Origin of the sequence: Hymenobacter sp. (assembly GCF_036387835.1) — a bacterium.
GTDB lineage: Bacteria > Bacteroidota > Bacteroidia > Cytophagales > Hymenobacteraceae > Hymenobacter.
In genome coordinates this window covers 1-11856 of record NZ_DASVSY010000062.1, presented here as the reverse complement: position 1 = coordinate 11856, position 11856 = coordinate 1, and the positions used below count along the sequence as shown (strand labels likewise).

The 11856-nt window shown below is 55.6% G+C and carries 11 protein-coding genes; 4 read left to right on the top strand and 7 right to left on the bottom strand.

Going from position 1 to position 11856, the window contains the following annotated elements:
• Positions 1–102: 102 nt before the first annotated feature.
• Positions 103–1047 carry a DMT family transporter gene (locus VF639_RS11695; protein WP_331146086.1) on the bottom strand — a complete coding sequence of 315 codons (945 nt, stop codon included), beginning with the start codon at positions 1045–1047 and terminating at the stop codon, positions 103–105.
• Positions 1048–1130: 83 nt separating this feature from the next.
• Positions 1131–3425 carry an aconitate hydratase gene (locus VF639_RS11690; RefSeq protein ID WP_331146085.1) on the bottom strand — a complete coding sequence of 765 codons (2295 nt, stop codon included), beginning with the start codon at positions 3423–3425 and terminating at the stop codon, positions 1131–1133.
• A 280-nt stretch (positions 3426–3705) separates the two neighbouring features.
• On the opposite strand from VF639_RS11690, the gene VF639_RS11685 reads away from it, so the two are divergent.
• The gene (locus VF639_RS11685) at positions 3706–5019 is read left to right on the top strand and encodes a peroxiredoxin family protein (RefSeq protein WP_331146084.1); all 1314 of its coding nucleotides are present in this window, start codon (positions 3706–3708) and stop codon (positions 5017–5019) included.
• A 229-nt stretch (positions 5020–5248) separates the two neighbouring features.
• Here VF639_RS11685 and VF639_RS11680 read toward each other — a convergent pair whose 3' ends face one another.
• A complete protein-coding gene (locus tag VF639_RS11680; protein ID WP_331146083.1) occupies positions 5249–6664 on the bottom strand; it encodes a cytochrome P450 in 1416 nt (471 codons plus the stop codon).
• Between the two features lie 204 nt (positions 6665–6868).
• On the opposite strand from VF639_RS11680, the gene VF639_RS11675 reads away from it, so the two are divergent.
• Positions 6869–7168, top strand: coding sequence for a hypothetical protein (locus VF639_RS11675; RefSeq protein ID WP_245123201.1), 300 nt, complete (start codon positions 6869–6871; stop codon positions 7166–7168).
• Between the two features lie 70 nt (positions 7169–7238).
• Here VF639_RS11675 and VF639_RS11670 read toward each other — a convergent pair whose 3' ends face one another.
• Together VF639_RS11670 and VF639_RS11665 are read right to left on the bottom strand one after the other, a co-directional pair.
• Complete coding sequence (locus VF639_RS11670; RefSeq protein WP_331146082.1) at positions 7239–7664, bottom strand: hypothetical protein; 426 nt, start codon at positions 7662–7664, stop codon at positions 7239–7241.
• 86 nt (positions 7665–7750) lie between these two features.
• Positions 7751–8731, bottom strand: a complete 981-nt coding sequence (locus VF639_RS11665; protein ID WP_331146081.1) for a polyprenyl synthetase family protein — start codon at positions 8729–8731, stop codon at positions 7751–7753.
• 174 nt (positions 8732–8905) lie between these two features.
• Between VF639_RS11665 and VF639_RS11660 the strand changes: the two genes are divergently transcribed.
• Positions 8906–9787, top strand: coding sequence for an alpha/beta hydrolase family protein (locus VF639_RS11660; RefSeq protein WP_331146080.1), 882 nt, complete (start codon positions 8906–8908; stop codon positions 9785–9787).
• Between the two features lie 145 nt (positions 9788–9932).
• Complete coding sequence (folK, locus tag VF639_RS11655) at positions 9933–10412, top strand: 2-amino-4-hydroxy-6-hydroxymethyldihydropteridine diphosphokinase (RefSeq protein ID WP_331146079.1); 480 nt, start codon at positions 9933–9935, stop codon at positions 10410–10412.
• A 166-nt stretch (positions 10413–10578) separates the two neighbouring features.
• Here the strand turns inward: folK and fabD are convergent, their stop codons facing one another.
• Entirely contained in the window at positions 10579–11466 is an 888-nt protein-coding gene (gene fabD, locus VF639_RS11650; protein WP_331146078.1) for an ACP S-malonyltransferase, read from the bottom strand.
• Between the two features lie 113 nt (positions 11467–11579).
• Positions 11580–11856: T9SS type B sorting domain-containing protein (locus VF639_RS11645; protein ID WP_331146077.1), on the bottom strand; the 277-nt coding region annotated here is incomplete at its 5' end.

Here is an 11856-nt window from a genome sequence, read left to right as displayed (position 1 = left end):
TAAGAACAAGCTCATCTAAACAACCTCAGCAACGGCGAGACGCGAAGTGTCGCGTCTCTACATACTGTGCATGCGGTTTGCAAAACGGCTGTAATTAATACATCAAGCAGCAACCTCTTCGACCACGGCGGCGGGCTTTCTTTTCCAGCCAATTAAAACTACGCCTGCTATTACTAACGCGGTTCCTATTATTTGCTCAACAACTATTCTTTCACCTAAAATAAAATACGCCTGCATAATGGTCGAAACGGGACCAATACCACTAATAATGGCCACATTATTAGAGCCGATACTTTTGAGCCCGTACGACAGCATAAAAGAAGGAATAACGGTAGCAACTACCGCTAGCAATATGCCATAAATCCAAAGCTCCTTACCCATTTGGAAAGTTGCTGTTTCGCCTGCCACTGCGAAGTGCGCGAATATTCCACCTGTAGCAACTAGCATAGCATAAGCAGTAAATTTTGCAGAACCTATGCGCGGAATTATTTTTCCACTGCCCACTATATAAATAGCATAAGTAACTGCACACAGAAATACCATAAAACTTCCATAATAGAAGTTAGGGTTGCTGGAATCAAGAGCAAGCTCCCCGAAATACGCTAGCGCAATACCCGCATAGGTGAGCGTCAATGCAACTCGTTGAACGCCTGATATAGTCTGCTTGAAAAAATAAGCGTTAATGAATACGGCGAAGGTTGGATACAAAAACAAAATCAACCTCTCCAAACCTGCCGAAATATATTGCAAGCCAATAAAATCAAATAGACTACTTAAGTAATACCCAATTACGCCAAGGCCCAAAACAATACTCCATTCCTTGTTATTCAATTTTACATTACTGCTCCTACTGCTGACCACAAAAGCAGCAACTAAATAAAATGGCAATGAAAAAAGCATACGCAGCGTGAGCAGCGTAAGAGCATTTGCATGCGTACTTACAAAGGCGAGCTTGACAATAACTGCCTTGGTGGAAAACAGAACGGCACCTACCAGAGTGACAATAAATCCAACAACGGAAATTGAGTGTTTGGAAGTAGTGGTCATGCTTTACTTAAATTAAACACTAGCCTATAAAAACAAAAAGCTGCCCTGAATAGAGCAGCTTTTTGTTTTTGCAACAGATATTACTATTTCTGCGACAGCTGAGCAGCACCCGACTCTTTCAGGCGGATCAAGTTCAGGGCCGAACCAGCTTTAAACCACTCAATCTGTCCCTGGTTGTAGGTGTGGTTGAGGGTGATGAGGTCGGTGTCGCCATCGGAGTGGTGCAAACGGGCCTGCAGCGGCTGACCGGGCTGGAAGCTGGTCAAACCGAGGATGTCTACGATGTCATTTTCCTCGATCAGGTCGTAGTCGGCCTTGTTGGCGAAGGTGAGGGCCAGCATCCCCTGCTTTTTCAGGTTGGTTTCGTGGATACGCGCGAAGCTTTTCACGATGATGGCGCGCACGCCCAAGTGGCGAGGCTCCATAGCAGCATGTTCACGGCTAGAACCTTCGCCGTAGTTCTCGTCGCCTACTACCACCGAGCCGATGCCTTGCGCTTTGTAGTTACGCGCTACGGCCGGTACCGGCGAGTAAGGCGTACCCGAAGTCAGGGCATCTTTCACCGAGTTAGCCTCGCCATTGAAAGCGTTGGTAGCCCCGATAAGCATGTTATTGGAGATATTGTCGAGGTGGCCACGGTATTTCAACCACGGGCCGGCCATCGAAATATGGTCGGTGGTGCATTTGCCTTGGGCCTTGATGAGCAGGCGTAACCCTTTCAGGTCGGTACCTTCCCATGGCTTGAAAGGAGCTAGCAGCTCCAGACGGTCGGAACCAGGGTCTACGATAACCTGCACAGCCGAACTGTCTACAGCCGGAGCCTGATAGCCGGCATCCTCTACGGCGTAGCCCTGCGGCGGCATTTCAAGGCCGTGCGGCGCGTCGAGTTTCACTTGCTGACCATTTTTGGCGGTCAAGGTGTCTACCAGCGGGTTGAAGGTCAAATCACCAGCAATGGCGAAGGCCGTCACGATTTCAGGCGAGGCCACGAAAGCGTGGGTGTTCGGGTTGCCGTCATTACGCTTGGCGAAGTTGCGGTTGAAGCTCGTGATGATCGAGTTCTTGCGCTTGGGGTCGTCGGTGTGACGGGCCCACTGCCCGATGCACGGACCGCAGGCGTTGGCCAGCACCACACCGCCCATTTGGGCGAAGGTATCCAGCAAACCGTCGCGCTCCACGGTGTAGCGCACCAGCTCCGAGCCGGGCGTTACGGTGAACTCGGCATTCACAGTGAGGCCTTTGCTCACGGCTTGCTCGGCAATGGAAGCGGCGCGGGTGATGTCCTCGTACGAGGAGTTGGTGCACGAGCCAATCAGGCCTACTTCCAGCTTCTCGGGCCAGCCGTGCTCACGCACCGCGGCGGCAAACTGCGAAATCGGCCAGGCCGCGTCCGGCGTGAACGGGCCGTTTACGTGCGGCTCCAGCTCAGAGAGGTTGATTTCGATGAGCTGGTCGTAGTAGTCTTTGGGGTTAGTGAATACCTCCTCGTCGGCACGCAGGTGCTCGGCTACGCCGGAAGCCAGGTCGGCTATTTCGGCCCGGCTGGTGCCGCGCAGGTAGTTGGCCATGCTTTCGTCGTAGGCAAACACCGAGGTGGTAGCCCCGATTTCAGCGCCCATGTTGCAGATGGTCGCCTTACCGGTGCACGACATGTTTTCGGCACCTTCGCCGAAGTATTCTACAATAGCACCGGTGCCGCCTTTCACGGTCAGGATACCGGCTACTTTCAGGATTACGTCTTTGGGCGCCGTCCAGCCCGAGAGCTTGCCGGTCAGCTTCACCCCGATAACCTTCGGGAACTTCAGCTCCCACGCCATGCCGGCCATTACGTCGACGGCGTCGGCCCCACCTACCCCAATGGCAATCATGCCGAGGCCACCCGCGTTGGGCGTGTGCGAGTCGGTACCGATCATCATGCCGCCGGGGAAGGCGTAATTTTCGAGTACCACCTGGTGAATGATACCAGCGCCGGGCTTCCAGAAGCCGATGCCGTACTTATTGGAAACCGAAGCCAGGAAATCGTATACTTCTTTGTTTTCGGAGTTGGCAATGGCCAAATCCTCGTCGGCTCCTACTTTCGCCTGAATCAGGTGGTCGCAGTGCACGGTGCTCGGCACGGCTACTTTAGCTTTACCAGCCTGCATGAATTGAAGCAGCGCCATTTGGGCGGTAGCATCCTGCATGGCCACACGGTCGGGGGCGAAATCGACGTAGGAAACCCCGCGCTTAAACGCCTGCGAAACAGAGCCGCCGTACAGGTGAGCGTACAGGATTTTTTCGGTCAGGGTAAGCGGGCGACCAACGGCAGTACGAGCAGCTTCGATGCGGGAGCCCATGCCAGCGTACACCGCCTTGATCATTTCTAAGTCAAACGCCATAATGCGAAAAGGAAAAATGTGGAGGGAACGGACCTACTTATACGAGCAGGTACGCAAATATAGGCGCGTGGTAGGGCGCGTCGCAAACTTTCTGTTCTACGCTTTGCCACGAAACGCGGGCTTGCTGCTTTGTCGAGCGAAACAGTAGGCAGGTACCCGCCCTGTAGGGTTGACCCGAGCCTCAAACCGGCGCTTCGTGCTACCTTGGCACGCCACCCTATTAAACCAATTTCAGTGCTTTGTAGTTTAGCGCCGAATGTATTGTCTTCTTCGATCAACTATGTCTCTTCCTTCGCTCTTTCAAAAAGTGGTCTTCGGTACCGGCCTAACCTTCTTTTTGGCTGCCTGTGGCTCTAATTCTTCCACCTCCGAGCAGGCCGGCAACCGGATACCCGAAGCCGATGCCAGCGGCCTGCCGCCCGGCCTCAAGCCCGGCACCTGGCGCGGCGTGCTTTCGGCTCAAGGCCAGGAAATCCCGTTTCTGTTCGACGTAAGCACCGCCGACAACGGCCAAAAACCCACCGTCACGCTACGCAACGGCGAGGAACGCCTCAAGCTCGACGAAATCAGCACCGCCGGCGACTCCACCACGATTCGGTTGGGCGTATTCGATGCTGCGCTGGTCGTGCGGGCCGATGGCAACGATAAGTTGAAAGGCACTTGGGTGAAGTACGATGGAAAGGAGCCGTACCGGGTCCCGTTTGCGGCCACGCGGGGCGAACAGTTATTTCCCGCTCGTGAGGCTGATGACCATGGTGACTTTAATGGCACATGGCGTACCAAATTTACAAGTGATGATAACGACTCTTACGAAGCTGTGGGCATTTTTAAACAGCAAAGTCCGACTAACGCATCTGTAACCGGTACCTTTCTCACTACTACAGGTGATTACCGCTACTTGAGTGGTCACCGTTTCGGTAACCGACTTGAGCTAACAACTTTTGATGGCAGCCACGCTTTTCTTTTCACTGCCAACAAGCTACCCGATGGCACTCTCAAAGGTGACTTCTACAGCGGCAAATCCGGCCACGAAACCTGGACCGCCGTGCTCGACCCCAACGCCAAGCTACCCAACGCCAATGCCCTTACCGGCCTGAAACCCGGCCAAAAGCGCCTCGATTTCAAGTTCCCAAGCATCTACGAGGGCGGCAGTGTCTCCCCCACCGACCCCAAGTACAAGGGCAAAGTAGTGGTGGTGCAGATCCTCGGCTCGTGGTGCCCCAACTGCATGGACGAAACCAACTTCCTGGCCCCCTGGTACGAAAAGAACAAGCAGCGCGGCGTCGAAATCATCGGCCTAGGCTACGAGCGCACCCCCGACCAGAAACTAGCGTCGCAGAAGCTGCTCAAGATGAAGCAGCGCCTCAACGTCGGCTATGATTTGGCCGTAGCCGGCATCGCCAACAAAGATTCGGCCAGCGCCTCGCTGCCGCAATTGGCGAAGGTCCTGGCTTTCCCGACCACCATTTTCCTCGACAAGAAAGGTGAGGTTCGCAAGATTCACACCGGCTTCTCCGGCCCCGGTACCGGCAAGTACTACCAGCAGGAAACCGAGGAATTCGAGAAGACGGTGGCTAGTTTGCTGGCGGAATGACCTCACCCCCTAGCCCCCTCTCCTCGGGGAGAGGGGGAACTAGTTTCTAGCTGCCTCACCCCTAGCCCCAGTCTGCTTTATGCGCAGAGCCTTCAGAGAGGAAAACCAGCTCTAGCACTAGTATTATGAGTAAGTCGTTAGACTCCCCCTTCTCTGAAGGAGAAGGGGGCCGGGGGGATGAGGCAATTAGAGCTAGAAGCTAGTTCCCCCCCTCCCCAAGGAGCGGGGGCTAAGGGGTGAGGTGCCTTCGAAACCGCAGCCACAACGCCCCTTGCGGCCGCAGCGTCACGAGCGGCATGAGCACCGGAGGAGTTTCGGTGGCGGGCTCAATACTGAAATGCCGTAGCGTTTCCAGCAAAACCAGCTGAATTTCGGTGAGGGCGAAGTGGCTGCCGACGCACAGGCGCGGACCGCCGCCGAAGGGCAGGTAGCTGTAGGGCGGCGGCGCGGGGACGGCCCCGGGCGCAAACCGCTCGGGGCGAAACACCTCGGCATCGGGCCACAGGGCAGGATGGTGATGCACACCGTACAGGTAAAGCGAAAAGAGCGTGCCTTTCGGGATAGGTTGGCCCTGAAATTCGTCGTCTTCCAGCGCTACCCGGTCGAGCATCCAGGCGGGCGGGTAGAGGCGCAATGTTTCCTGCACCACTTGCATGGAATAAGGTAGCTGCGGCAAATCTTCGAACTCAGGAAAGCGGCTGCCTAGCACCGCGTGCATTTCTGCCCGCACCTTACCGGCCACCGCCGGATGCTGCGCCAGCAGATGAAACAGCCAGCTTAGCGCATTAGCCGACGTTTCATGCCCGGCCACCAACAGGATATTAACTTCATCGAGCAGCTGTTCTTCCCGCATAGCCTCCCCGGTGTCTTCGTAGCGGGTGTCGAGCAGCATTTGCAGCAGGTCGTCGGGAGCCTGGGTGAGGTCGGTAGGCGGGTGCTGGCGGCGCTGCCGGATGTAGCCCCGTATCAACTCCCGCAGCTCCAGGCTAAGTGCATCGTGGCGGCGGTAGCTGCCCCGGGCCCGAAACCACGGCCGCAGGTACGGCTGCCGGATGGTGCGCACGTAGAAAGCCTGAATGCGCGTCAGAATATCAGCCAGCCGCTCGCCTTCCGCCTCCGACAGACTGGCACTAAACGTGGCCCGCGCTACAATCCGAAAGGCCACCCGCGTCATGGCTTCGTGAATATCGACCAGGGCCGATCCGTCGGCGGCCGTTCGGATGGTTAACTCGGCGGTCCATTCGGCGGCGGCCGTTTGCATGAGGCGGGTGAGGCCGGCCAGGCGCTGCCGATGAAAGCCCGGCTGAATCAGGCGCCGCTGCCGCAGCCAGTCGGCGCCTTCGTTGGTGAGCAGGCCGCGGCCGAGGTAGCGGATGAGGCCGTGCGTCATATCGGACTTCAGGTAGCGGCGGTGGTTTTTCTGCAGAATATGCTGCACCAACGCCGGGTCGCGGGTGACTATTCCTGGCCGGACACCCCCCAGGTACACTCCCACCGTGTCGCCGTACTCAGCCAGGATGCCGTTGAGCCGTCCGATAGGGTCGCGGGTGAAAGCCACCGAGCCGAGCAAAGTACGCCAGCGCGGCACCCATGGCACCGGATTTCGGGCGGGTGCCGCCGCAGATTCAACGGGAGAAACAGACATACTGGAAATAGCTGAAAAGAAGCAGTGCAGCCGCAAGTGTACTACCTGGCTGGCAGACATTCAGCGGCCCGGCCGGATTATATCCGCTTCCCAGACAACACAAACCCGTGCGTGGTGCGTACACACCCAACGGCGGGCTACCCGTGCTGGTTGCCGGCCACCGCTCCGTTCTCCTTCCTTTCTCGAAAACCAAACCCATGCCTTATGTGGATTCAACAGAAAACCACCCCCGCCCCTCTCGATGAGCTGCAAGGCCGCACGGTGGGCCTCAAGTTCGAGTGCAATCAGTGCCATACGGAAGTATTCACCGACTTGCTCGGCGTACCCGCTGCCGACCACTTAGCCAACTCCACCGAAGACGATGGCCAATTCGAAACCGAAGAAATCAAATGCCCCGGCTGCGACATGATTCACGAAATCACCGTCAAGAGCACCTTCGACGGGGTTACGTTCGAAGTATCGGAAGTGGCCCCCGAAAGTGTGGAGTATCAGATAGCACAGTAATTCTTGATGCAAGAATCATAACCAAACCGGCTGGCTGGCAACATGCCAACCAGCCGGTTTTTATTGTTTGTTACTCGAAGCCCACGTATTTCAGTCCCTTCGGTATCAACTTAGGGCCTTTGTGATCTACATCAACAAACAGGCGCAACGTATCATTGGTGGCAGTTCGGAATATGTAGACATCTAACAGACCAAGCTTTCCGCTGATTGGTAGTCCTGTATACCGATCGGTTAATGGAATTGCGGGAGGCGTATAGGCCGGGTCTTTAATGGAAAAGCGCCCAATAAAGTAAAGCTGCTGATCGTCGGGCGTGCGCAGATTGTGCAAGAAAACTTCTGCCAAAGCCATGCTCTTGTACATATCACCCTGCTTTAGCCGCAACGGATTGAGCGCCGTGTAGCCATACGTGCTATCAGTGGCAGCAACAGGTAAAGACGACTTTTTTTGAGCCAAGGCAGTCGTTGGCAGCCATAGCAATAGCAGAATCCATTTCACTGTGTTATTTGATGATTAGCCTATTAATACTACCCTGCTTTAACACTAACTCACAAAGCTGCAATTTTTCCCTTTTGTGCACAAGGTTACTTCTCCCGCTCTATGGTGTAGTTGATGAGCTGCTCCAACGACACGCGCGAGGGCGAATTGGGAAAGGTGCGCAGGATGACGAGGGCTTCGTCGCGGTACTTTTCCATTACATTAATGGCATATTCGAGGCCGCCCGTTTTCTTCACGAACTCAATAACGGCTTGGACCCGGTCTTTGCGGCCGTCGTTGTTTTTTACGTTGTAGATAACGCGGCGCTTGGTCAGCCAATCGGCCTGCTGCAAAGAATAGATAAGCGGCAGCGTCATCTTTTTCTCTTTGATGTCGATGCCCACTGGCTTACCGATTTCGGCGGTGCCGAAGTCAAACAAGTCGTCTTTGATTTGGAAGGCCATGCCCACCTTCTCGCCGAAAAGCCGGGCTCGCTCAATCGTTTCAGCGTTGGCCCCGGCCGACGCGGCCCCAACGGCGCAGCAGGAAGCAATAAGGGAGGCTGTTTTCTGACGGATGATGTCGAAGTACACTTCCTCGGTGATGTCGAGGCGGCGGGCTTTTTCTATTTGCAGCAGCTCGCCTTCGCTTAGCTCGCGCACAGCATTGCTAACGAGTTTGAGTAAGGCGTAATCGTCGTTTTCGAGACTGAGCAGCAAGCCTTTGCTTAAAAGGTAATCACCAACGAGAACGGCAATCTTGTTTTTCCAGAGGGCGTTGATCGAGAAGAAACCGCGCCGGTAATTACTTTCGTCTACTACGTCGTCGTGCACCAGGGTCGCCGTGTGCAGCAGCTCGATCAGGGCCGCGCCCCGGTAGCTAGCTTCCGGCAGCGGGTCGCCGCCGCTGATTTTGGCCGTGAAAAACACGAACATGGGCCGGATCTGCTTGCCCTTGCGCTTCACGATGTAGCCCATGATTTTGTCGAGGAGCAACACCTTGGTTTGCATGGACGCCCGGAATTTCTGTTCGAATTCCGCCATCTCGGTGGCAATAGGCGCCTGTATCTGATCCAGCGTAACGTTCATGCAGCGGCTTTGAGCGCTGCAATGATACGGGGAAAATGGTGAATGAGTGATTGAGTGAATAAGTGAGTTTGCTGTTCTGCTGGCGCCGCTTGCACAGTTTGAACAGCAAACTCACTCAGTCGCTCAATCACTCATTCACCGTTCCATCATCTCACCGCTTCGTATCTTCGCTTTATGCCTACGCACCCTGTCCGCCTCGATTTTCAACTGACTTGTACTCGCCATAACCGGCCTTTCACCGCCGATGCCCGCTACGTACCCGATGGGCAGCCCAAGCCGGTGGTGGTGTTCGTGCATGGTTTTAAGGGGTTTAAAGATTGGGGCCACTTCAACCTGCTGGCCGACTACTTCGCGCAACAAGGTTTTGTATTTGTAAAGTTGAACCTCTCGCACAACGGCTTGGTGGTCGGTGGCACCGGCGACCTGGAAGACTTGGAGGCTTTCGGTCAAAACAACTTCTCACTGGAACTGGACGACATTGGTGCTTTATTAGACTGCCTGGAGCAACCAGCTCTAACCGGCATTCCAGCTGCCGAAACCGACCTTGCGCGCCTGGCTCTAATCGGCCATAGTCGCGGGGGCGGCCTGGTGCTCTTGAAGGCAGCTGAAGATCCACGTGTACAAGCAGTGGCGACTTGGGCCGCCATCAACAACATCAACCCTGGCTGGAACGAAGAGCTGATGCAGCAATGGCAGCAACAGGGGGTGTATCACATCGAAAACAGCCGTACCAAGCAGCAACTGCCCCTTTACTATCAGATAGTAGAAGACTATCACGCCAACCGCCTCCGCCTCGACATCCCGCACATCATGCGCCGCAAGCTGCATAAGCCCCTGCTCGTGGTGCACGGCGACCAAGACGAAACCGTGCCCGTAGCGCGTGCCCACGAGCTGAAAAGCTGGAAACCAGACGCCGAGTTGCTGATTCTCCCCAAAGTGACGCACAACTTCGGCGGTACCCACCCCTGGCCCTCAACGAAACTGCCCGCCGAGGCCCAACAAGCGGCCGATGCTACCATAGAGTTTCTGCACCGGGCGTTGGCATTTAAGAGTTAACATTTATCATTTAGCACTTCGACCAAGATTTCATGCGTCAATGTCAGACTTGAACTAGGTGGTATATTGAATTCTAACCCATCATCTGACGATAGGCTAGTTAAATTCGCTGACTTATCACGTCTTGTTAAATGCTAACTGTCAAATGACAACCGCTTACCTGCTGCTTGGCTCTAACCTCGGCGACCAAACGACGATCCTTTTGGAAGCAGTGCAACACTTAGCCGCTTCAGCCGGAGCTGTAGCTGCTGTGTCGGGGTTATATGAAACGGCGGCCTGGGGCTTAGAAGACCAGCCGGCTTTTCTGAACCAAGCGGTATGTGTGCACACCTCCCTCCTACCTGAGGCCCTGCTAGATGTATGCCTGCAAACAGAACAGCTAGCTGGCCGCGAGCGGCTTATCCGTTGGGGCGCCCGCACCCTAGACGTAGACGTTCTTCTCTACGACAACCTCGTGCTCAATACGCCTCGCCTCACCGTGCCGCATCCACGTTTGCCCGAACGCCGTTTCGCGCTGGTGCCACTAGCCGAAATTGCTGCCGAAGTTGTGCATCCTGTGTTGGGATGCACGGTAGCGGAGCTGCTGGCCGCATGCGACGACGAACTGGCAGTAGTGCCGGTTTAGATAAACAAGTTTGTGTGGCTATTTTCCTGCAACCCCCACTTGCGGCGTGGTTGCCACGCGGCTACGCCGCAAATGGAGCCCTCTAATAATGCTTAGCGTTTGACATGTTAGCAAAAAGCGCCCTGCGGAATACTCCACAGGACGCTTTTCTTATTATAATAAGTCTTTATGCCAACGCTGAGCTTACCGTCACGTCCGGTGCAATTTTCTTTACCAAACCTTGCAGTACTTTGCCTGGACCACACTCCACAAACTCTGTGGCACCGTCCTGCACCATATGCTGCACACTCTGCGTCCAGCGGACGGGAGCGGTAAGCTGGCGCACCAGGTTTTCCCGGATTTCGTCGGGGTCACGGTGCGGTGCGGCGTCTACATTTTGGTAGATGGGGCAGATTCCGGTGGAAAAGGTGGTTTTCTTAATAGCCTCGGCTAAAGCAGCCTCTGCTGATTGCATCAGAGGCGAGTGAAAGGCGCCTCCTACGGGTAGCGGTAGAGCACGCTTGGCGCCGGCGGCTTTCAGCTGTTCGCAGGCCAACTCGATGCCGCGCTGTGAGCCTGATATCACTAGCTGGCCAGGGCAATTATAGTTAGCTGCCACTACCACGTCACCGGCGTCCGTTATTTGCTGACAGATGCGGGCAGTCGTTTCATCACTGAGGGCCAAAATAGCGGCCATGGTGCCAGGCTGCTCCTGGCAGGCCACCTGCATAGCTTGGGCCCGCTGAGCCACCAAGCGTAGCGCGTCTTCAAACAGCAACACCTTCGCAGCCACTAACGCCGAAAACTCACCTAACGAATGGCCAGCAACCATGTCAGGAGCAAGATTAGGCACTACAGCGGCCAGCGCTACAGAATGCAAGAAGATAGCGGGTTGCGTAACATCGGTGCGGCGCAGGTCCTCTTCGGAGCCGTTGAACATGACATCGGTAAGCTGGAAACCCAGAATTTCATTGGCTTGCTTCATCAGGCGCTGCGCCTCGGGATACTGCTCGTACAGGTCACGACCCATGCCGCTGAACTGGCTGCCCTGGCCCGGAAAAACAACTGCTTTCATAAGGAGAGAAACGGAAGAAAAGGATAGGGCGGCAAGATAGCAGGAATAAAAAAGCCCACTACCGAAGGGTAGTGGGCTTGTAAAAATAGAACTACTAGCAAGCGTTGAGCTTACTACCGGGTGATTTGGACCCACCCTTTGTAGGTGCGCTTGGTGTTGGCCACGTTGCCAAACTCCACTTCGGCCTGGTAGTAGTAGACGCCCTCCACCACCGACGGGGCCGCGCCGCCCTCGGCCCGGCTGCCGCCCCCGTTCCAGTTGATGAGCGGGTCACTGCTGCTCTCGTAGATCTTGACGCCCCAGCGGTTGAAGACGGTGAAGCGGGTGCGGCGGATGGGGGTGAAGACCTTGGGCCGGAACGTGTCGTTCTTGCCGTCGCCGTTGGGGGTG